Origin of the sequence: Mesorhizobium sp. M8A.F.Ca.ET.207.01.1.1, from assembly GCF_004794715.1 — a bacterium.
Classification (GTDB): domain Bacteria; phylum Pseudomonadota; class Alphaproteobacteria; order Rhizobiales; family Rhizobiaceae; genus Mesorhizobium.
The window spans coordinates 1-298 of sequence record NZ_SRUS01000493.1; the positions used below are offsets into that span (position 1 = coordinate 1).

The window sequence follows — 298 nt, forward strand, 5'->3', positions numbered from 1 at the left end:
CTCGATCGGATGCGAGGTGGATTTCCGCTTTCGCTCCGGCTCATCCGCGAAATGCACGGCGTCCTCCTCAAGGCGGGACGCGGTGCTTCATCGCAACCTGGTGAATTCAGACAATCGCAGAACTGGATCGGTGGAACCCGGCCAGGCAACGCGATGTTCGTTCCCCCTCCTCCAGACCAGTTGATGCAATGTCTCGATGCCTTCGAGAAATTCCTTCACACTGACGACCGGCTGCCGAACATCGTAAAGGCGTCTTTGGCGCATGTCCAATTCGAGTCGATACATCCTTTTCTTGCGG

1 protein-coding gene is annotated in these 298 nt (G+C 56.7%); it reads left to right on the forward strand.

The features are described from left to right. Nucleotides 1–298, forward strand: a 298-nt coding sequence (locus EN850_RS35520; protein ID WP_136093069.1) for a Fic family protein, incomplete at both ends; no start/stop codon positions are given.